Source organism: Jeotgalibacillus aurantiacus, from assembly GCF_020595125.1.
Classification (GTDB): domain Bacteria; phylum Bacillota; class Bacilli; order Bacillales; family Jeotgalibacillaceae; genus Jeotgalibacillus; species Jeotgalibacillus aurantiacus.
In genome coordinates this window covers 329,324-347,809 of sequence record NZ_JACNMS010000001.1, presented here as the reverse complement: position 1 = coordinate 347,809, position 18,486 = coordinate 329,324, and the positions used below count along the sequence as shown (strand labels likewise).

The 18,486-nt window shown below is 47.8% G+C and carries 18 protein-coding genes; 14 read left to right on the top strand and 4 right to left on the bottom strand.

Going from position 1 to position 18,486, the window contains the following annotated elements; genetic code table 11:
- Position 1 precedes the first annotated feature (1 nt).
- The 10 genes from cbiB to H7968_RS01575 all read left to right on the top strand — a co-directional run bounded on the left by cbiB (position 2) and on the right by H7968_RS01575 (position 7,670).
- Positions 2–958 carry an adenosylcobinamide-phosphate synthase CbiB gene (cbiB, locus tag H7968_RS01620; protein WP_227394508.1) on the top strand — a complete coding sequence of 319 codons (957 nt, stop codon included), beginning with the start codon at positions 2–4 and terminating at the stop codon, positions 956–958.
- Positions 933–2,024, top strand: coding sequence for a threonine-phosphate decarboxylase CobD (gene cobD / locus H7968_RS01615; RefSeq protein WP_227394507.1), 1,092 nt, complete (start codon positions 933–935; stop codon positions 2,022–2,024). Before cbiB ends, cobD begins: the two co-directional genes overlap by 26 nt.
- Entirely contained in the window at positions 1,994–2,530 is a 537-nt protein-coding gene (locus H7968_RS01610) for a bifunctional adenosylcobinamide kinase/adenosylcobinamide-phosphate guanylyltransferase (RefSeq protein WP_227394506.1), read from the top strand. The genes cobD and H7968_RS01610 overlap by 31 nt, the downstream gene beginning before the upstream one ends.
- Positions 2,527–3,999: a cobyric acid synthase gene (locus H7968_RS01605; protein WP_227394505.1), complete on the top strand. Its 1,473-nt coding sequence runs from the start codon at positions 2,527–2,529 to the stop codon at positions 3,997–3,999. The genes H7968_RS01610 and H7968_RS01605 overlap by 4 nt, the downstream gene beginning before the upstream one ends.
- Positions 3,992–4,774 (top strand): adenosylcobinamide-GDP ribazoletransferase, encoded by a 783-nt coding sequence (gene cobS / locus H7968_RS01600; RefSeq protein ID WP_227394504.1) that lies wholly within the window; start codon positions 3,992–3,994, stop codon positions 4,772–4,774. Before H7968_RS01605 ends, cobS begins: the two co-directional genes overlap by 8 nt.
- Entirely contained in the window at positions 4,726–5,361 is a 636-nt protein-coding gene (locus H7968_RS01595; RefSeq protein WP_227394503.1) for a histidine phosphatase family protein, read from the top strand. Before cobS ends, H7968_RS01595 begins: the two co-directional genes overlap by 49 nt.
- A complete protein-coding gene (locus H7968_RS01590; protein WP_227394502.1) occupies positions 5,313–5,744 on the top strand; it encodes a bifunctional adenosylcobinamide kinase/adenosylcobinamide-phosphate guanylyltransferase in 432 nt (143 codons plus the stop codon). The genes H7968_RS01595 and H7968_RS01590 overlap by 49 nt, the downstream gene beginning before the upstream one ends.
- Positions 5,741–6,325, top strand: a complete 585-nt coding sequence (locus H7968_RS01585) for a cob(I)yrinic acid a,c-diamide adenosyltransferase (RefSeq protein WP_227394501.1) — start codon at positions 5,741–5,743, stop codon at positions 6,323–6,325. The genes H7968_RS01590 and H7968_RS01585 overlap by 4 nt, the downstream gene beginning before the upstream one ends.
- Positions 6,318–6,980, top strand: coding sequence for an ATP-binding protein (locus H7968_RS01580; protein WP_227394500.1), 663 nt, complete (start codon positions 6,318–6,320; stop codon positions 6,978–6,980). The genes H7968_RS01585 and H7968_RS01580 overlap by 8 nt, the downstream gene beginning before the upstream one ends.
- A gap of 387 nt (positions 6,981–7,367) precedes the next feature.
- Positions 7,368–7,670, top strand: a complete 303-nt coding sequence (locus H7968_RS01575; RefSeq protein WP_227394499.1) for a TIGR04104 family putative zinc finger protein — start codon at positions 7,368–7,370, stop codon at positions 7,668–7,670.
- Positions 7,671–7,676: 6 nt separating this feature from the next.
- On the opposite strand, the gene H7968_RS01570 is transcribed toward H7968_RS01575, so the two are convergent.
- Together H7968_RS01570 and H7968_RS01565 are read right to left on the bottom strand one after the other, a co-directional pair.
- Positions 7,677–8,264 carry a Type 1 glutamine amidotransferase-like domain-containing protein gene (locus tag H7968_RS01570; protein ID WP_227394498.1) on the bottom strand — a complete coding sequence of 196 codons (588 nt, stop codon included), beginning with the start codon at positions 8,262–8,264 and terminating at the stop codon, positions 7,677–7,679.
- Positions 8,265–8,563: 299 nt separating this feature from the next.
- Positions 8,564–9,709 carry a phospholipase D-like domain-containing protein gene (locus H7968_RS01565; protein WP_227394497.1) on the bottom strand — a complete coding sequence of 382 codons (1,146 nt, stop codon included), beginning with the start codon at positions 9,707–9,709 and terminating at the stop codon, positions 8,564–8,566.
- Positions 9,710–9,869: 160 nt separating this feature from the next.
- On the opposite strand from H7968_RS01565, the gene H7968_RS01560 reads away from it, so the two are divergent.
- Positions 9,870–11,990: a heterodisulfide reductase-related iron-sulfur binding cluster gene (locus H7968_RS01560; RefSeq protein ID WP_227394496.1), complete on the top strand. Its 2,121-nt coding sequence runs from the start codon at positions 9,870–9,872 to the stop codon at positions 11,988–11,990.
- Between the two features lie 90 nt (positions 11,991–12,080).
- Here the strand turns inward: H7968_RS01560 and H7968_RS01555 are convergent, their stop codons facing one another.
- Together H7968_RS01555 and H7968_RS01550 are read right to left on the bottom strand one after the other, a co-directional pair.
- Entirely contained in the window at positions 12,081–12,578 is a 498-nt protein-coding gene (locus H7968_RS01555) for a lipoprotein (RefSeq protein ID WP_227394495.1), read from the bottom strand.
- Positions 12,579–12,628: 50 nt separating this feature from the next.
- Positions 12,629–13,063, bottom strand: a complete 435-nt coding sequence (locus tag H7968_RS01550; protein WP_227394494.1) for an NUDIX hydrolase — start codon at positions 13,061–13,063, stop codon at positions 12,629–12,631.
- Between the two features lie 747 nt (positions 13,064–13,810).
- On the opposite strand from H7968_RS01550, the gene H7968_RS01545 reads away from it, so the two are divergent.
- Genes H7968_RS01545 through H7968_RS01535 form a run of 3 tightly spaced genes read left to right on the top strand, consistent with a single transcriptional unit; the run spans position 13,811 to position 18,451 of the window.
- Positions 13,811–15,322 (top strand): NADH dehydrogenase subunit 5, encoded by a 1,512-nt coding sequence (locus H7968_RS01545; protein WP_227394493.1) that lies wholly within the window; start codon positions 13,811–13,813, stop codon positions 15,320–15,322.
- A 14-nt stretch (positions 15,323–15,336) separates the two neighbouring features.
- The gene (locus H7968_RS01540; RefSeq protein ID WP_227394492.1) at positions 15,337–17,949 is read left to right on the top strand and encodes a DUF2309 domain-containing protein; all 2,613 of its coding nucleotides are present in this window, start codon (positions 15,337–15,339) and stop codon (positions 17,947–17,949) included.
- A 40-nt stretch (positions 17,950–17,989) separates the two neighbouring features.
- Entirely contained in the window at positions 17,990–18,451 is a 462-nt protein-coding gene (locus tag H7968_RS01535; protein ID WP_227394491.1) for a carbonic anhydrase, read from the top strand.
- Positions 18,452–18,486: the final 35 nt, after the last annotated feature.

Here is an 18,486-nt window from a genome sequence, read left to right as displayed (position 1 = left end):
TATGATCGTACATGCAGCAGCCTTAACCGTTGCGCTGTTTCTCGATCGTCTAGTGGGAGATCCGCCCGCCTGGCCACATCCGGTCAGGTGGATCGGATCTTTCATTATATGGCTCGAAAAACGGTTCAATAAAAATAAAAAATCAGGTGGCGTCATTGCGCTATTGATTGTACTGGCAGTCACTTTGCTGATCACCTTCAGTCTCGTTGTGATGGCCTGGAAGATTCACTGGAGTACGGGGTTTCTCGTCGAAGTGATCCTCATGACCTCAGCTCTGGCCTCTAAAAGCTTAGGTGATGCAGCCAAAGAGGTGGAGGAGCCTCTTTTAAATGGTGATCTGACTGAAGCCCGAACAAAACTTTCCTGGATTGTCGGGCGCGACACTGCGAATTTAGATGAAGGTGAAATCGCCAGAGGCGCGATCGAAACGGTAGCTGAAAATACGAGTGATGGTGTAACGGCGCCAATATTTTGGGGACTATTGTTCGGTGCACCCGGGATCTGGATGTATAAAGCGATTAATACGGGTGATTCAATCGTGGGGTACAAAAACGAGCGCTACCGGGAATACGGCTGGGCGAGTGCGCGGCTGGATGATCTGGCGAACTGGATTCCGGCGAGGGTCACAGGAGTAATGATGATGTTAGTGAAAAGACCTGTAGCGGGAACAACCATTGATTTATTGAAGCAGCTGCCTGTAGAAGCGAAAAAACACCCGAGTCCGAATAGCGGCTGGGGAGAAGCAGCTACGGCATTACTTTTACATATTAAGCTTGGCGGAACGAATACGTATCAGGGCGTGATTTCCGAGAGACCGGTGATTGGTCAGGGGTCAACGCCGCTGAACGTCAGGGATATTGGACAATCCATCACGATCATGATACGGACGGCCTGGCTCTTTTTAGCCGTCTGCTGGATAGGAGGCGTTCTTTTTGACCTTACCTTCACATGGCGCTAACCCGCATATTTTATATGAGAAGCTCGGAATCAGCATGCCTGAGCAGGTAATTGATTTCAGTGAAAACAGCTATGCAGGAGGACCACCGGATGGCGTGAAAGAAAACTGGCTTTCCTGGCTGACCGCTGCCTCTCATTATCCGGATCCGAATGGGGTTCGTCTTAAGAAACTGATTGTTGAAAAACATCACGTCCGGGAGAATCAGATTCTGCTCGGAAATGGCGCGGCAGAGCTGATGATGACCGTGCTTCGTCTGTTCAGAAACCGGGAAGTGGGTGTGATTCATCCTGCTTTCAGTGAGTATGAACGGGTAATTATGGCGAATGGAGCCGAGGCTGTTCCATTCTACACAAGTCAGGAAAATGGCTGGCTGCCTGATTCAACTGATATTCATGCGTTTTTATCAAAGCCGGACCGTGCGATATTCATTTGTAATCCGAATAACCCTACCGGCGTCAGAATTCCGGAGAGACTGCTGCTGGACTGGCTTGAAACGGCTGAAAAATCTGGCAGCACCATTCTGCTTGATGAAGCGTTTATTGATATGGCAGGTGAGGAATTTTCCCTTTCGGATCAGACAGGCAATGCTGCGCTGATCATCTTTCGCTCTATGACAAAGATGTATAGTCTGGCGGGGCTCAGACTTGGTTATCTTTTAGCGGAAGAAGCGGTTATTCAGAAAGTCAGTGACTGGGTGCCTCATTGGAATGTCAATGCGATCGCGCTTTTAGCAGGGGAAGAGGTGCTGAAGGACGAAGAGTATACAGGAAAAGTAAGAGAAGAGACCAGGGCTGAGCGGCATAGATTGCAACAGGCATTGAGGGATATGGGTTTTCAGATCACGCAATCTGAAGCCAATTATGTGCTGCTTCAGCCACCGGACCCGGATCATACAGAAAACCTTTGGCGATCACTGCTTGAACATGGGCTCGTCCTGCGCCACACATGGAACTATCAGCAGCTTGATGGACAGTGGCTGAGAGCAGGGATTAAAACGGCAGAACAAAACACGAAACTTCTGGAGGCATTGTCAACATGGGTACAGTCATCATCATCGGAGGCGTAAGAAGCGGGAAGACAGCATGGGCAGAGCGTGAAGCGATCAAGCGGGCTGAAACTGGACGAAAACCGCTCGTTTATCTCGCTTCAGGTGTTGCCTTTGATCACGAAATGAAAGAGAGAATAAACCGTCATCAGGTAGATCGCAGTCGGCAGGACTGGCTGACGATCGAGCAGCCGATCCGCATTCGCGAAGCGATATCAAAACTGCCTTCAGAGAGCATCATCGTCTGGGACTGTGTGACGACCTGGCTGACTAATGAGATGATGGCGGGAACGGAAGAGCATCAGGTTCTTGACGACTGCTGCACGTTTATCAATGAAGCTGCCCTTTCTCATGATCTGCTGATTGTTTCAAATGAAGTGCTGGCTGAGGCTTGCGGGCCAGATCAAATGACGGCTGATTTCAGAAGAATCATCGGTGAGCTCAATCAGATGATGGTGAAACTGAGTCATACAGCGATTGAAATGGAATCCGGGCTTGCGCTGGTCAGAAAGGGGGCGGTCTCATGAAAGGAATCATGCTTCAGGGGACGTCATCTGACGTTGGGAAAAGCCTGATCGCTACACTGTTTTGCCGCATTCTCTCAGATGAAGGCATCAGGGTGGCACCGTTTAAATCACAGAACATGTCCAACAATTCCTATGTCACAAAGGACGGACTGGAAATCGGACGGGCACAGGGGATTCAGGCGGAAGCGGCCCGGGTTGAACCAGATGTCAGGATGAATCCTATTCTTCTGAAACCGCAAAATGACCGCGCTGCGGAAGTCGTGCTGCTCGGGAAACGGCATGCCTCTTTCAGCGGAATGGACTATCGGGAGCAATTTTACGAAACGGGTAAAAAGGCGATTCAGGAAGCACTTGCTTTACTAAATCGTGAGTTTGAGATGGTGGTCATTGAAGGAGCAGGCAGTCCGGTTGAAATGAATCTGCAGTCGAGAGAGCTCGTGAATATGGCTGTAGCGGAAATGGCTGATGTGCCGGTTTTATTGATTGCGGACATTGACCGGGGCGGCGTTTTTGCCAGTATTGCCGGAACGCTTGCACTGCTCCCGGATGAGCACCGTCGCCGGGTGAAGGGGATTATCATTAACAAATTCAGGGGTGACCGGGCTTTATTTGATGATGGCGTGCAATGGATTGAGGACTTTACAGGACTTCCGGTTGTCGGGGTGCTTCCTTATATTGAACATCACGGCATTGAACAGGAGGATTCGTTAGGTGTCCGTGCCGTTCAATCACCTGGTAAAGGAACGCTGTCTGCCGCCATTATTGACCTGCCTTTTATCTCGAATTTTACTGATATTGAAAAGCTTGCCGCTGATCCGGAAGTGATGATTGAATGGGTGAAACGGCAGGAGGATTTGAAGCATACACCGGACCTGATCCTGCTTCCGGGAACGAAAAGTACGATCCAGGCGCTTCGCACATTAAAAGAACTTGGCTGGCAGGAAGCACTGATGCGTTTTCATCAAAAAGGCGTCTGGCTGATGGGCATTTGCGGCGGCTTTCAGATGATGGGGGAGATGCTGCATGACCCGGAAGGAATCGATTCAGGTGAAGCAACGGCTGAACACGGATTTGGCTTATTTGATATCGAGACCGTTTTCGGTCAGGAAAAGCGGGTGCTGCAGCGACGCGGCACATTTATCGGAAGCGGTGAAAAGGTAGCCGGCTATGAAATTCATCTTGGAGAAACGTTACCTCAGGAAAGCAGCCGTTTTCAACCGTTGATCGAATTTGATACTGGGGAGCTTGATGGCCTTTTGTCTGAGGAGGATCGATTGATTGGAACGTATCTGCATGATATTTTTAGAGAAACAACGGCACGCACCTATGTGCTCGATCTCATCAGAGGGAAAAAACTTGAAAAGCCGCTTAAAGAGGAAGTGGACCCGTATGATGAGCTTGCGGACAGGCTGAAGCCGCATCTTGACTGGCCGCTCATCCGGAAGCTGATGGAGGCATCCGATGGGTAGAGGATGGCTGCTGATGGTTCAGTTTTTCACCGTCATCCCCTTGCGGAAGGAAATCAATATGGACCACAGAAGTGTTCCGTGGATGATTGGCTTTCTGCCGGTGGCAGGTCTGCTGATCAGTGTGATTTTGTACGGTGTGATCTCGCTTGCCGAAGGGCTTTTTGCAGCAAGTCCGCTGATCATCGCATTTCTGATCTGGGTCAGTCTTATTGTGTTCACTGGCGGTCTTCATTTGGATGGCTGGACAGATATGAGTGATGCGTATTTTTCATACCGAAACATAGAGAAACGGCATGACATTTTAAAGGATCCAAGAGTAGGTGCCTTTGGTGTATTATCACTCATTGTGCTTTTAACAGCTAAGCTGATCCTGCTGATTGATCTGGCAAACCGTGACCTCATTAATGTCATCTGGCTATTCTGGATACTCGTATTGTCGAGATCAGTGGCAGGACTTCTGTTGATCCATGCACCGCTCGCCAGAAAAGACGGACTGGCCTTTTTCTTAAGAGGATTTCTTCAGAGGAAGGACAGTTTTAAGCTGCTGGCGGTATCCGGCGTGCTGCTTTCAGCCGGACTGCTTGTATTTGTAGAGTTTTGGCCGGTAATGCTGCTGCTTTTAACAGGAGCGGTTGTATTCAGGTTATGCAGCCTGCGCTTTTTTCAAAAAGAATTCGGTGGCATGACCGGTGATTCACTTGGTGCGTGTATAGAAGGAGGAGAATTATGGAGTCTGATACTCGTGTGGTGTTATCTCTCTATCGTCATGGGGTGACGAAGGAGAATCAGGATAAAATTTATATTGGCTGGACAGATGTCTCTGTTGCAGAAGCCGGAATTGACCGGCTGCACGAAACGAAGGAGCACCGTCCAGAGGCGGAGCGTGTTATCATCAGCGATTTAAAACGCTGTGTGGAGTCGGCGGAGATCCTGTTTCCCGATCAGCCGAAAATTCACAACCGCGGCCTTCGTGAAATCAACTTTGGTGAATGGGAAGGCCGTAAAGCGGATGAACTCCAAAAGCGGGATGATTTTGCCCAGTGGCTCAGCAATCCTGCCCTGATGCAGCCTGAAAATGGTGAGTCGTTTGAGGATTTTTCAGGCAGAGTGCTCGATGCCTGGAACATGATCCGTGAATGGTGCTATCAGGATGAAGTCCGCGATATCGCGATTGTCTCTCACGGCGGTCCGATCAGACGGCTGCTGGTTGAGCTTGCCCCGGAAAAAAAGGACTTCTGGGACTGGAAGCCGCTTCATGGACAGGGCGTTACACTCGTCTGGAAAGATGCCGAAGCCTTCAGGAGGGGTGAACGATGCACTTTATTATCGGAGGTGCCCACAACGGCAAACGGAAATGGGTGAGTGAACAGCTTTTAAAAGGAGAATCTTTTACGGAAATTCACAGACCAGGTGAGAAATGGACCGGAGATGTGATTGTGTTTACTCATTTAGAAAAATGGGTGTTTGATCAATTTGGTCAGAGAGACAGCGATGAAGTGGTGGATGAATGGAAGCAGGAGGTTGCGCGTTTATTGGAATGGGAGAACGGGAAGCCTGAGAGACGGGTGATCGTCATTGGTGAGGATCAGTCAAAAGGCATCGTGCCAATCGACCAATCACAGCGGTTCACCCGCGACGTGCTCGGCTGGTGTCATCAGTTCACCGCATTAAAAGCGGAGCGTGTCACGCGCATCTGGTATGGTATCTCAGAGGACCTGAAAACAAGGGAGGATATAGAAATATGAAAATCTACACGAAAACAGGAGATAAAGGCCAGACGAGCTTAATCGGCGGCCGTGTGTATAAAGATGATGTGCGCGTTGAAGCGTACGGAACGATTGATGAGGCAAACAGCTTTGTCGGCAAAGCTGTTACAGAACTTGATCGTGAAAAATTTGCTGACATCCTTGAAGATCTGGAAGCGATTCAGCACGAATTGTTTGATGCGGGCGGCGACCTTGCGAACGTGTCAAGCCGCCGTGAGTGGAAGCTTGACCCGAAAGCGGTAGAGCAGCTTGAAAATCGGATTGATGAATTAATGGAGGAAGCTCCGGATCTCGAGCGCTTTATTTTACCGGGCGGATCACCGGCAGCAGCCACGCTTCACATTGCCAGAACCGTGACGCGCCGCGCTGAACGTCAAACCGTCTCTTTAGCAAAATTAGATGCAGAGCTTCCGGGAACGCCGCAGCAATACTTAAACCGTTTATCAGATTATCTGTTTGCCTGCGCACGTGTCGTGAACTTCCGATTAGGCATTTCAGATGTAGAGTATATCCGCAGTGCCAAGGTGTTTCGTACCGGTAAAAAATCAAAGGATGAATAGATCGCCATTTGGCCGGAATGCGCTGGAATGGCATGCCGGCGACAATGTGATCGTGTTGACAACCGATAATAGTGGAGGCATTGGGGAAAAACCTGCTGATGAAGTGCAGGTACCTTATGATGTCGTTTCCTATTATGCCACGCGCTGTGCGGTGCTTGATGGCCTGTCAGCCGGAGCTGTGCCGAAGTCTGTTGTGCTTCATAACTTTTGCGGTGATGAGGCATGGGGAAGTCTTGAAGCCGGTGTGAGACGTGGGTTTTCGGAGCTTGGGTTTTTAGGTGATGTGACGCTTACCGGCAGCTCTGAAACGAACATGACGCTGCTGCAGTCAGCGGTTGGTGTCACGATAATGGGTGAGCGGCAACGTGCGTTTCAGTTTGAAGAAGGGCTGGAATGGTCTTTAGTCGGGAAGCCACTTGTAGGAAATGAAGTGGTAGAGCTGGCTGATCAGGTTGCGCGTTTGGCTGAGGTTGCCAGACTGTTTGCGGATCCCGCTGTGCGTGTGCTGTGGCCGGTTGGATCAGGTGGCGTGGAGGCTGAATGGAGGAGACTGTGTGAGCAGGCTGGCGTTGCGGTTGACATGCCTGATTTCGGAGTGGATGTGTGTAAATCGGGTGGGCCGGCGACTTGTTTGATGGTGGGCAGGAGAGTTTAAGGGTGCAGGTGGTTTTGGCGGAGTGTGGCTGTTTTGAGCGTGTTATGACTGAGCGGGGCTGTTTCCGGGAAATGTACTGTTTGGTTTAGTTATTGTATCGATTCAGCTGAGAATTGTACTGTTTCAAAATGTATTCAATCGAATGAACATTTATTTGTATCGTTAGACTTTGCAGCATCGATTTTTGTATTGTTCATGAACAGAATTGTCACGTTCCGCCGAGTTATTGTATCGTTCTAAAATGGAATTGTACCGTTCCATGTTGCCCCTAGCGGAAAAAACACTCGCTTAAAACTGGAACTTTTGCCCTCCTCATCCGTATAAAAGTTAACAAGCTTCCTCACCCATAAGGATAAGCATACTTGCTAGCGAAAGGAGAAAACGTCGATGCCACGCTGCCAGAACTGTCATCAAAAATGGTCCCATCTTGCAACGCTGAAACGCTCTCTGAATTTTAGCAGTGGCGTCACATGTCCGCATTGCGGTGAAAAACAATACGTCACTAAACAATCAAGAAAACGTTCGGCATCCTTATCCGGACTCGTCAGCTTTATCATCATTGCAGCTGCACTTTTCTTCAATTTTTCATTGCCTGAGCTGCTGATCTTTTCGAGTATCATTCTTGTCCTGTCATTGCTGATCCTGCCATACGGAATCGAACTTTCGAATAAGGACGAACCGTATTGGTAAACGATTTTACAGTAACCAATGCTGAACCTGCTCATTCACAACATGCACACCCTCATGGTCTGACAGCTTAAAAGCAGGTTCAATCTTCTCTTCTTCTAACCACTGGTCAAAAGCAATTTGCCGTTCCTTTTCCTGATAGTGCGGGCAAAGTGTTCCCTTTAGGAATCCAAGGCCTGCATACTGCTCCCAAGTTTCATTCGCGCCTTCGCTGAAGCACTCTTCAAACCAGCACATCGCACCTGCGCTGATGCCCGCAAGCACAATACCCCGTTCGTACGCTTCCTTCAATCGAAGATCAAATCCTGTTTCCCTCCATTTAGAAAGCATCAACTGAGTATGGCCGCCTCCTATATAAATGAGGTCCTGATCAAGGAGATCAGCTTCAGCTAAATGATGAAAAAGTATGTGTGACGTTTGGTGGCTTTTAAAAGCATGATGGAAATTCTCTATGTAGCCAGCCGCATCACCACTTGCTGTTGGTATAAAACAAACGTTTAATGGGCCGGTTTTGCTGATCTGCTTCACGATATAATCGTCATCCTGATGCCTGCCGGTGGAAAAGCCGCCGCCTGATAGTGCAATGATTTGTCTCATGTGGGTTGTACTCCTTGAGGTTTTTAAATAGGTTACCATATTTGGGGAGAAGGGGGGAGTGAGAGAATTGTGTCTGGCAGTGAAGGAATCCGGTCGTTCAAAAGAAGGGATTCCGTTGGTTAGTGAAGGAATTAGGACCGGACAAAGCCTTAATGAAGAAATTAAATTCCAGAAAGAAGGATATAACTTTTGAAACGAGGGAATTAATTTTTCAAAAGGCCGAATAAGTCACATGAATGAAGGAATCCCGTCCCCGCGCCAAATCACCTACCACTCCAATCACAAAAAAGGCATCTGCCTCACAGCAAATGCCCGATACACCACGCCGCGCTTTCCTTCAACGGCTTCACTTTCAAATCATCTTCTGTCAGCTGAACCGACTGCATCAGATCCTCTGCCACGCTTTCCTTCATTGGCTCAATCACGCTGCGATCACGCGTGATCACATTTAACTCTTCATTGATCAGCAGGCTCCGCCGGTCAAAGTTCATCGTTCCGATATCACATAGTTCATCGTCAATCAGCAGGACCTTGGCGTGATAAAAGCCGTGCTGCAGCTGATAAATGTCTGCCCCCATTTGCAAAAGTGCCCGTAAATAACGGTAAGAGGCTGGCTGCACGAGAGGGTGATCCGGCGTACCGGGTACGAGAATCGTCAGCCGGACTCCACGTTTTACACGGTCCATCAGACAATCAAAAACAGTCGACGTTGGAATGAAATACGGTGATCCGATAAATATGGAACTCTTTGCTTTTGACAAAAGTCCGCAAATAAACGTTTCCTGATCCACCGCACTCGATGATACAATCTGATATCCGTCCTCATTTTTACCGTCAGTCTGAACTTCTTTAAGCGACCAGTCACGTTCAAATTCCTGCCCGCAATCCTGCACAATATTACCAGTTAACCGTAAATGGTAGTCACGCCACGGTGAAAGCACCGGGTGAAGATGCAGATACTCCCGACCAATATTAAACCCGCCAACATGCGCAACCTTTCCGTCAATCACCGTCAGCTTTTTATGATTTCGTTTCTGCACGTCAAACCACGAGCCCTTAAACAGAGCAGAGCGGCTGAATTTTATTGAAATACCTTTTGTGTTGAATTGCTTTATTGCTTTTCTAAGCGGACGGCTGCCGACTGAATCAAGCAGCAAACGTACCTTTACGCCTTCACGTGCTTTGTTCACGAGCAGCTCAAGCATCCGCTTCCCGGCATCATCCGGCTGGAAAATATAGAACATCATATCGATCGAGGCAGAGGCAAGCGCGCAATCCTCTTCCAGCTGTTTCATCCAAACAACCCCATCATCAAAAAAGGCTGCTTCACCCTGTCTGCACGGATAATGTGTTCCGCATTTAGTTTGACGGTCGCGTTTCAACCCGATCAGCCAGTCCAGTCTGAGCCAAAGACAGATCGCGGCAATCCAAATTAGCACTTTCATCCATCTGCCTCCTTTCCGGTAATTAGTATATCCAAACACTCACAAAACCTGTAAAATAGTTATAGAAAAGTTCTGAAAAGTCATTGACTGAATGCTCATTCATTATATAATGGTACTAAGCAAGCAAGTTTCGACAACATTGGGGAGGAGTGCAGCGAACATGAGTGCAGGGGATATTTTATTAATTGTTAACTGGATTGCGTTCATTCTTGTAACCGCTTACGCCGTTTATCTGTTCGGTTACTTACTGAAAACGCGTTACGAATTCATCAGACTCGGCAAAAAAGTCGAATTTGAAGAGAACGTAAAAGAACGTATGAAGAAAATTATGGTTCAGGTTTTTGGACAGAAAAAGTTATTGAAGGATAAGAAAAGTGGTCTGATCCACGTGATGTTCTTTTATGGATTCCTAATGGTTCAGTTTGGTGCCATCGATTTCATTTATAAGGGATTAGTCCCTGGGGAGCATCTGCCGCTTGGCATTTTCTATCCTGGATTTACATTCTTCCAGGAGCTTGTCACATTAATGATTTTAGTGGCGGTGGTCTGGGCGTTTTACCGCCGTTACATGGAAAAGCTCGTCCGTCTGAAAAGGGGTTTTAAATCAGGACTCGTGCTGATTTTTATCGGTGGACTGATGGTTTCTGTACTGCTTGGAAATGGAGCAAATATCGTCTGGCAGAATCATGATCCTGTCTGGACAGAGCCGGTTGCATCCGGCGTTGCACTTGCAATAGGATGGCTTGGCACAGGCTTTGCCGCATTCCTATTTTATGTATCCTGGTGGGTACACTTATTATTCCTTTTAGGATTCCTGATTTATGTACCACAATCAAAGCATGCCCACTTAATTGCAGGGCCTGCAAACGTATATTTCAACCGTCTTGATAATCCTGGTAAGCTCAGCAAAATCAATTTCGAGGATGAGTCTCAGGAGACATTTGGTGTAGGAAAGGTTCAGGACTTTACCCAGGCACAGATGATTGACCTGTATGCCTGCGTGGAGTGCGGACGCTGTACGAATATGTGTCCGGCAACCGGTACAGGGAAAATGCTGTCACCGATGGATCTGATCACAAAAATCCGAGATCACTTAACACTGACAGGTGCTGCGATTACATCCCAGTCACCATGGGTTCCGGCACCGGCATTTGCCCATACAAAAGGAAACCAGCTCGCCGCTGCATCAGCTGCCGGCGGACCGGAAGCTGCTTTTGATATGTACAGCCCGAGCCTGATCGGAGATGTCATCACAGAAGAGGAAATCTGGGCATGTACAACTTGCCGTAACTGTGAGGACCAATGCCCGGTCATGAACGAGCACGTTGATAAAATCATCGACCTTCGCCGTTACCTCGTACTGACTGAAGGTAAAATGGAGCCGGATGCTCAGCGCGCGATGCAAAATATCGAGCGTCAGGGTAACCCTTGGGGACTGAATCGTAAGGAAAAAGAAAACTGGCGTGAAGCACGCGAGGACGTTCACATTCCTACGGTAAAAGAACTCAGCAAACAGGGAGAAGAATTCGAGTACCTGTTCTGGGTTGGATCAATGGGATCATTTGACAACCGAAGCCAGAAAATCGCTCTGTCATTTGCCAAGCTGCTCAACGAAGCTGGCGTGAAATTCGCGATTCTCGGCAACAAGGAAAAGAACTCCGGAGATACGCCGCGCCGCCTTGGAAATGAATTCTTATTCCAGGAGCTCGCAACAGCCAATATCGCCGAGTTCGAAAAAAATGACGTGAAGAAAATCGTCACGATTGACCCTCACGCATACAACTGCTTTAAAAACGAATATCCTGACTTCGGCCTGAAAGCAGAAGTCTACCACCATACAGAGGTACTGGCTGACCTGGTGGAACGTGGCAAGCTGAAACCGGTGCACGCCGTGGACGAGAAAATCACCTTCCACGATTCCTGCTACCTTGGCCGCTACAACGAAGTATACGATCCACCACGTGAAATTCTGAAATCCATTCCGGGTGTCACACTCGTCGAAATGGAACGCAGCCGCGAAACCGGCATGTGCTGTGGCGCCGGCGGAGGACTCATGTGGATGGAAGAAGACAAAGGCCACCGAGTCAACGTTGCCCGCACCGAGCAGGCACTCGTCGTCCAGCCTTCTGTCATCAGCTCCGGCTGCCCATACTGCCTGACCATGCTATCCGACGGCACAAAAGCCAAAGAAGTCGAAGAAGAAGTCGGCACCTACGACGTAGCAGAACTGCTCGAACTAAGCGTATTCGGTAACGTCGTGCCGGTTGAAGAGACTGCTTGATTCATAGAGTAAATAAAAAAGATCCGCTTTGGCGGGTCTTTTTTTGTGGGGAGCGCCACCTTGACAGGGTGGCGCTGTCTGGTGGTGCCCTTAATTAAAAGAAATAACAGATTCTTCTCCGTCATCAATGAGAACAACTTCCTCCATGTCGTTTGTTTCCGTTTTGGGTAATGAAATTATAAACGAACGGGGGTTTGCTATTGTTTTACAATCCCCGTCTGGCTCTTCTACAGAAACGTGAAGTCTCGGATCTTCTTTTTCTCTGAAAATCTCCATCAGCTCTGCTTGACATCCTGACTCATAAAGAGCAACGATTAATACGGAGTTTGAAGAAAAATTGTTGTCAGGAATTTCTTCTTGGTAATTCAAAGTTGAAAAAGCTTTGTTAAATTCTTCATCGTTTTCAGCTAAAAAAACGTAGCGGGAAAAATCAACTTCTTCGTGATCACCAGAAGCAATTTCAGCAAACTCAGCGGTAAGCTGATTTTCTGAAGCCAGTAGCTTGTAATCAACTGCCTCTTCACTCGATGAACCTGTACATCCAGTCAATAAAAACAGTAATGAAAATAGGGATAAGGGTCTTTTCATTCGTTGTCTCCTCCACAATAGAACTTTAAAACATTAGTCGTTTTACAATATCAAAAGTTCCCTGCAGCGGATGTTTTCTTAAACACCATCTCAAGATTCCACATCAAAAAATCTGGTAAACCAGTCTGCTCCATCAGCTCTTTCTGCGTGAACCAGTAAACCTCATCCACCTCATCCTCACTCTTCGCAAAAGCTTCACCACTCAAATGTCTGCACAAGAAAACAATATCCACGACGTGCTCTCCCTTATCAGTCACAAAAGAAGAGCTATTCACATATTGCTCGACCTCAACCTTAATACCAACCTCTTCAAAAACCTCACGTTCAAGACTGCGCTCCAGTATGTCGTATGAAAAACCCTCATGATCCACCTGACCTCCAACAAAAGCAAGCCCACCACCCGCATGCTCTTCCTTTTCACTTCTTCGAATCATCAGCCATTTATCATCCTTATAAATCTCCGCCTCCACATTCACCACAAACATCATGTCACCCTCCAGTTTTCAACATTGCTTCTCATATTCTGATAGAACATACAGTTATCCTTTAAATTCCATCATTTTTTCACTGCCAAAGTTGATTGGAGTGGAAGACCCGAGACTCCTGCGGCATAGAAGCGACAGGTGAAACCGGTGTGCGGAGCACAGCGGGTTCACCGCGCGGCTTCAGAAAAGCGGAGGTGACTCGTCCAGCCGCGACAAGCATAAGGCGAAGATGAAAAGAGGGCTGACCTTTGCCCTCGTTCAGCTTTGACTTATGACCTCGAGGGGCTAGTCGCCGCAGCTAGACAAAGGAAAGCGAGGGGCTTCCACGGAAATCAACGGTTCACCAAAACCACTCCTCCAAAAAGACCCATCAAGTTGACAATTATCATCACCTGTTATATTTTAAATATAACTTAATGAGCGAGAGACGTTTGTTTTCTACCGCCTGATAGACCCCGGATTTAGCATTCGCTTCAAACAATCTGTAGGGAGCGTATGAAAAATCCTGTGAGTCAGCGTAATGAAAAATAAACGTAAATCGGTATATTTCCTCATCCTTTTAATGGGTGAGGAGGTATGCCGATTTTTTTAGCTGCAAATTGAATGGGAGTACTTCAAAAAACGTGGAAATGTTCGTTGAAGTAAAACCGGCAATTGTCCAACCTTAACGATCTTTAGATCTTAGGGTGGGATCGTTGCCGGTTTTTTTCATTCGCAAACCTCATAAATGGTGATCAGAAAGGAGTTTTGAATATGTCCGTTTCACCGGAAATGTTATTAATACTGTTTCTTATTGCGCTGATTGCTGGCGGCATCAGCAGCTTGTTATTTCTACATCCTAAAGTGCCGCTTGCTTATATCCGGATTCATTTATCCATTCTGATGATTGCGCCGCTCATCGCCGTATTTGGCTTGTTTAATCCCTCAATAAGTGGGATGACTGGACCGTTCTATCTGGATTCTCTGGCCTGGCTGATGGTGTTATTCATTTTATCAATCGGTGTCATCATTCAGCGTTTTTCGATCAGATATTTGTTAGGAGATCGCGCTTATCGTAAATACTTTGTTCTTTTCACGCTGATGACCACTTTTGCCTCTTTAGCCTGGCTGAGCGGTGATGTGAGGCTGATGGTAGCAGGCTGGGGTGCTTCGCTTGTTTGCTTGACGTTACTTATCAGATCGAATCGGGAATGGAAGATGTCGATTCAGGCATCCAGGCTGACGGCCGGTCTGTTTATCGTTAGCTGGATTTCTTTATCGGCAGCTGCGATTTGGCTGTATCAGGTGACGGGGCAATGGCAGCTATCACTTGCTTTAAACGATGCAGCATTGGGGCAGTTGGATGCCGGGGAGAAAACAGGAATCAACTTGCTGATTGTGTTAGCCGTCATCATTCCGGCAGCCCAGTTTCCATTTCACAGATGGCTCATTGAATCAGTAGTTGCCCCAACACCTGTTTCTGCGATCATGCACGCTGGGCTTGTGAATGCAGGGGGCATTATTTTAACAAGGTTTTCTCCTCTTTTCACCGGAGATGCCGCTTCTATTTTGTTGCTGGTTGTCGCCAGTGTTTCCGTATTGCTTGGAACGGGCATCAGTCTTGTTCAGGTTGATTATAAACGCCAGCTCGTTGGCTCTACGATCGCGCAGATGGGCTTTATGCTGATTCAATGTGCGATTGGCGCTTACATCGCGGCCATTATCCACCTCATTTTACATGGGATCTTTAAAGGGACGTTGTTTTTACAGGCAGGTTCAGCAGTGCGTCGTTTTGAGGCTTCATCACGGGTTACAGAGAGAGCTTCAAGAGCATGGGTCATCGCAGGTTGGGGACTCGGTGCGGTTGCCGGAGCAGCTTTTTGGCTGATGGATACAGGTGAAGGTTACCGGTTAATCAGCGCCCTTATTCTCGGGTGGTCGTTATCCGTGTCATGGACGCAGCTAATTGCTTTTGGACCTGGCAAGATCGGACGTGTTGCAGGGCTTGTCTTTATCGGGATAACGGGAACGGTCTATTTTGCGGTGCATGAACTGTTCTACAACGTGCTGGAAATCAGCATTTCTCAAAGTGCACAACCGCCTTTTGCAGCTGTCTTCACAGTGATTGCATTCCTTTTAGTTGGCAGTGGAATCGCTGCATGGTCGTCACGAAACCGGACTTCGATATTCCATGCAAGACTTTACCTCTGGCTGGTCCGTTTAGGAGAAGCGAAATCAGTCGAAAATCATCCGTCTTATCTTAAAAAATATGTTTCCTGAGGAGGAGATGCCTGATGGTCACTTCATCAGTTGTGAAAAAAGATCAAGCGATCACTGCGCCTCGTAAACGCAGTGTAGAGGAAATCATCCAGTCATCAACCCGCGTCATTGCACCGCTTTGGCCAATTGCCACGTTTGCTGCACGTAATCCGTGGATGGGGCTTGAAAAGCAATCTTTTGATCAGGTGGCACAGTGGTTGAAACATACGAGAGATGTTGATATGTATCCAGGCGCGTCCATGATCCTTTCTGCTAAAGAGCAGGGTGACATTGATGAGCGTTTTGTGACCAGCCGTCTTAAGCACTGGCTGCGTCAAAGCAAGTATCAGATTCCAAAAGAGACAGCAGAGCGTTTTTGTCAGGCTGCGCTGACATTTGAGCCGCTTCCAAAGGAGATAGAGGATTCGCCTGAACTTGAAAAAGCCGCAGCTCCATTTGCCGGGATGAATGAAGAAGATGACAGTCCGGAATATGGGCAGCCATTAAGTGCGCATATCGAAAATGACAGCGGAGAACGGTTGATTCAAACGCTTGATCAGCATGTAATCAAATGGAGCAAGCTGTATTTGGATGATTCCCAGGCAGCGTGGGAAATGCCAAATCGAGATAAAGGACTGTATAAAGCGTGGCTGCACCTGGCGAAATTTGATCCTGGGTTCAGTAAGAAGCAGCGCAAAAGCCTGTCTGGATGGCCGGAAGAGGCAGATGCTGCGCTAAAAGAAGCACTGACAGGTCTGAATATACCAGAATCAGACTGGCAGGATTATGTTGAAGGTCATTTGCTGTCTTTACCGGGCTGGGCAGGGATGATGTTATGGCGCTCCGGACAGTCTGCGCAGGAAAAAACGCTTTTGAAGGAGTACGTTGCTGTTCGGTTGTCCATTGAGTGGCTGCTCCTGAAGCCTTTTTTACCTTTGGAAAGCGTGCAGACTTATAAGGAGGTTCCAGTCAAAAAGCTTATTGCGTCATGGATGCACTGGGGAGAGCTGACGTTGGAACAATGGTCATCACTCTCATTTAGTGAACAAAATGACTATATCCGTTTCGCATCCCAATTTAACGATCAGGTACGCCGAAAGCTCTGGCTGGAGGCCTGGGAGCTTACCCATGAAGACCGTCTTCGTCAGAAGGTTTCTGCAGAACGTGCTGAAGCGGTGGATGAAAAAACAGCTTTAGCCCAGTTAGCGTTCTGTATTGATGTGCGCTCTGAGCCATTCCGCCGTCAGCTTGAACAGGCGGGGCCATTTGAAACGATTGGTATAGCCGGATTTTTTGGTCTGCCGATTGCCACAAGCGAGCTTGGCAGCCGCCACAGTCACGCTTCCCTGCCCGTTATATTAAATCCTCAGCATCACATAAAAGAGCAGGCGGACAAGCAGGAGCTGACGATGTACCAGGACCGGAAACAGACTGTCGAGTCGCTTGGCAGCACGTTTAAAACGATGAAGCAGAGTGTTGTGTCAAGTCTGCTTTTACCTGAATTAAGCGGTCCATGGCTGAGCCTTCAAATGGCGGCAAGAAGCTTCATTCCAACCCGTGCAGACCGTTTTATCAGAAACCTTCATCAAAGCTGGCTGCGAAAGCCTGAAACTAGCCTGTCGCTTGAACAAAATCAGCAGAAACATTCTCCAGTAGACATTGGTTTTTCTGATGAGGAAAAAGTGACTTATGCGGAGCAGGCGCTGAGAATGATGGGACTTACAAAAGATTTTGCCCCACTGGTTGTCATTTGCGGGCACGGCAGTCACAGCACCAACAACCCTTATGCTTCATCCCTTGACTGCGGGGCCTGCGGCGGGGCTGCCGGAGGATTCAATGCAAGAGTGCTAGCCACGCTGTGTAATCTTCCGGAAGTAAGAGAGAAGCTTTCGATGTCAGGGATTCATATTCCTGAGGAAACGGTCTTTGTTGCTGCAGAACATAAAACAACGGTGGATGAACTGCATTGGATCTACGTGCCAGCGCTCTCAAAAGAAGCGAAGCAGGCGTTTGACCGTATTGAAGAAGCAATGCCAAATGTCAGTCAGAAAGCCAATTCAGAACGTCTCGTACAGCTGCCGAATATCGATTCAAAATCAAAACATCCGGTTGAAGAGGCGCACCGTTTTGCAGACGACTGGAGCGAAATCCGTCCGGAATGGGGACTTGCGCGAAATGCTGCTTTCATTATCGGACAACGGGAACTGACACAGGAAAGTGATCTCGAAGGCAGAGCATTTCTTCATAACTACGACTGGACACAGGATCAGGAAGGAAGCCTTTTAGCCAATATCATCGCAGGACCGGGAACAGTGACGCAGTGGATCAACCTGCAATATTACGCGTCAACCGTTGCACCACATTTTTACGGAAGCGGAAATAAAACGACCCAAACTGTCACATCGGGCATTGGTGTGATGCAGGGAAATGCCAGTGATCTGCTCGCAGGACTTCCATGGCAATCAGTCATGAAATCAGACGATGAAGCCTACCACTCACCGCTCCGTCTGCTCATCGTCATTCAGTCACCGGATGACTATATCGAACGTTTACTGAACGCGGACAAGTCCTTCAGTGAAAAAGTGAAAAACGGCTGGATCCGCCTCGCCAGCGTCAATCCTCAAGGAGGCTGGAGAAGCTGGTCATAAACCATTGCGCTCATTTAAAAACTGAAAAGGAGAGACTGACATGAACACGGATAAAAAAGTATTAATCCTGACTGATATACAAGAAGGCATCGAATCAATCATGAAGGAAATAACAGACGTGGATTCAGAAAATATGATGATAATTCAATCCTACGATACAACAATCGTGCACCCTTACGATGAAATCATGAGATCGATCATCCATTGTGTCTATAACGAAAACATCGAAACCATCTATGTCGTCGGTTCATCAGACAAAACGGCCACTGACACGAAGAAAAAAATTCAATCAGAATCCATCCCGGCACTCAATTATCTCTTCAAGCACCATATGCCGGAACTACAGGCTGATACAGTTGAAGAGTGGCTCAAAACAGAGAGCAGCCATGAAAGCGTGAAAAAAACCGTCAGCCTCATCAGCCGCCACCCGCTCATCCCATCACACGTCAAAGTCCAAGGGATCCTTGCAGATGATCACGCATTGATCTCAGTCAGTGCCTGATCAGCATATAGAGCCAGTTATAGCGGGTATAAAAT